Origin of the sequence: Ferroglobus sp. (assembly GCF_015521575.1) — an archaeon.
Taxonomy (GTDB): domain Archaea; phylum Halobacteriota; class Archaeoglobi; order Archaeoglobales; family Archaeoglobaceae; genus Ferroglobus.
This window is the reverse complement of sequence record NZ_WANY01000167.1, coordinates 1-2330: the sequence shown is the minus strand read 5'-3', so window position 1 is coordinate 2330 and position 2330 is coordinate 1. Positions and strand designations below refer to the sequence as shown.

At 42.5% G+C, this 2330-nt stretch carries 3 protein-coding genes and 1 pseudogene; 1 reads left to right on the top strand and 3 read right to left on the bottom strand.

The window, feature by feature from the left end:
• On the top strand, positions 1-738 hold a 738-nt coding region (truD, locus tag F7C14_RS06850), incomplete at its 5' end, for a tRNA pseudouridine(13) synthase TruD (protein ID WP_290901240.1).
• Here truD and F7C14_RS06845 read toward each other — a convergent pair.
• The 3 genes and pseudogenes from F7C14_RS06845 to F7C14_RS06835 form a co-directional block, all read right to left on the bottom strand.
• Positions 715-1416 carry an energy-coupling factor ABC transporter ATP-binding protein gene (locus F7C14_RS06845; RefSeq protein WP_290901237.1) on the bottom strand — a complete coding sequence of 234 codons (702 nt, stop codon included), beginning with the start codon at positions 1414-1416 and terminating at the stop codon, positions 715-717. The two genes, truD and F7C14_RS06845, sit on opposite strands and share 24 nt — an antisense overlap.
• The gene (gene cbiQ, locus F7C14_RS06840) at positions 1398-2111 is read right to left on the bottom strand and encodes a cobalt ECF transporter T component CbiQ (protein ID WP_290901234.1); all 714 of its coding nucleotides are present in this window, start codon (positions 2109-2111) and stop codon (positions 1398-1400) included. Before cbiQ ends, F7C14_RS06845 begins: the two co-directional genes overlap by 19 nt.
• Positions 2083-2330, bottom strand: a pseudogene (locus F7C14_RS06835) (nickel transporter); the annotation flags it as partial. The pseudogene F7C14_RS06835 and the gene cbiQ, both read right to left, overlap by 29 nt.

Here is a 2330-nt window from a genome sequence, read left to right as displayed (position 1 = left end):
GTTGGCAAGCTGATTATTCAAAGAAAATACGAAGAAGCTTTCTGGGTGTACGTGGCGAAACCCTTTGAGGGCGAGAGAGAAGACGTTAGAAAGATAAGAGAAATTCTGTGGAAGGAAAGAGATGCAAAATTTGGATTGAGGGAACTGCCCAAATACCTGAGATACGAGAGATTGCTTTTACAAAAGTTGAGAGAGGGCAAAAACGAGCTTGAAGCTCTCCTTAGCTTGCCTAAAAACCTCAAGCTCATGTTCATCCACGCCTACCAGTCTTACCTCTTCAACAGGCTTCTATCGGAAAGAATAAGAGAGTTCGGAAATCTCAAAGAAATTGAAAGAGACGACTTCGTCGACTTCGTGAATTTTAGAAAGGGATACAAAGTTTACTCCGAAGACTTTTCCATTCTTACAGACTTCAACTCTCCGAGGATTTCGTTTCTGAAAGAAAAAGGTTACGCCATTCTCGCCTTACCCCTCCCGGGATACGAGACGAAGCTTGTTGGCTGGAGTGGGGAAAAATTGAAGGAAATTCTCGAAGAGGAAGGAATCGATCTTGAGAGCTTCAAATCTCCGTACCCGGAGTTTTCCTCAAAAGGCAGTTTGAGGGTTGCTGAGATACCTTTCGAATTTGAAAGGTTTTCTTATTCCGAAGGCGTTTTCGAGTTCTTTTTGCCAAAGGGTTGTTACGCAACTGTGTTTTTGAGGGAGTACATGAAATCAGAGCAAATCGGCTTTTCTTAAAATCTCTTCGTTTAACTTATCGGTTTCAGCTATTACTCTCTTTTCCAAGCTCATTACGATAATTCGATCAGCCAAGCTTTCAACCAGCTCAAGCTCGTGGCTCGTAAAAACCACCGTGCCATCGTAAGTTTCCAGAATTTCGAAAATCTTCCTCTTCGTCTTTGCATCAACGTTGGCAAAAGGCTCGTCAAGAAACAGAATTTTTGGGGAGTAGATGAGGATGCTCGCCAGAGCGACTCTCTTCTTTTCTCCACCGCTCAGTCTGAAAGGGGGTTTTTTGAGAATTCCCGAAATCTTAAACTCTTCCGCTATTTTGCTGACCTCTTCCTTAATTTTTTCCTCACTCCAACCAAGCTGAGAGGGCACATACCTAAGCTCATCGAACACCGTGGAGTTGAAGAGGAATATGTCGGGATCTTGAAAAAGAAAACCAACATTTTTTCTCACTTCTTCGATATTTTCCTCCGGGTTAACCCCAAGAATTCTAACTTTTCCAGTCGTTGGTTTTAAAAGCCCGGAAAGAACAAGAAGAAGAGTGCTTTTTCCGCTTCCGTTTGCTCCTATTATCGCAATTCTCTCACCTTCTCTTATTTTCACACTCAATTCGTCGAAGCCGAGTGTTCCGTCTGGATAAGTGTAGCTTATGTTCTCAGCCTCGATCACAGTATCGTCCACCATACCACAACGAGTAAAAAGTAGGGGATTAATAGCTTACTCCCCTTAACTTTTCCAATTGGCTCACCTCTGAGCTTCATAGCCAGCGCAACTTTTTCCCCTTTTTCCATACTTCTCAGCATGAACAAACCGAGAACCTCTCCTCCCCTCTTCATCGTCTCTATGTGTCCGCTCCTTTTAACTCTCCTACTTTCCCTCGCTATGAGAATGGCAAGTAGATCTCTCACGAGAATGTAGGAGTAAATGTATGTGACCCAAAGGGAGTTGAGAAGCTTCTCCGGAACTTTCAAAGCTCTTAAAGCTGAGATAACATCGTTGAAGGGGGTGGAAATTATGAGAAGCTGCAAAGAAGATATGGCGGCAAAAATTCTCAGAGAAAAAATTAAGACGTAAGAGAACGGTTCGCCAAAAAACATAGTTGGTAAAACTATGAAAAAAGAGAATAGCGGGAAAAGATAAGAGCGTTTCATGAGCTTAACTATGCTAATACCGCTCAGAAAAGCGAGAAGGTAGATCGAAATTATGATAAAGAGGATTTTTTCGATTTCGAAAGTTGAAACGGAGAGAATAGCCAAAATTGTAAAGCCCACAACCTTTACTCGTGGATCAATTTTTGACAGCAAATTTTCTTCGTAAACGAAAAAATTTTGGAAGTATTCTGAGAAAGCTCTAATGCTTCTCTCTATTAGCTCGTGCAAGGGCAACACCTATCGCAAGAATTAAAGCGACGCCGATCGCTCCGGTGATAAGCGCTCCAAAGTAGTCGTTAATTCCAGGAACTGTGTAGTCAGGAAATATCCCGCTCCACAAGCTATTCTCGTTCAATCCGAGCTTTTCCGCTGCAACCTCCAACGGCTCTGTATAATTGACCAATTCAGCCAAATATGCGAAGAGAGGCGCTAAAACTATCATCACAG

Coding starts and splice junctions, on each gene's coding strand:
- F7C14_RS06845 (WP_290901237.1), bottom strand. CDS start 1,416: ATGGTGGACGATACTGTGATCGAGGCTGAGAACATAAGCTACACTTAT.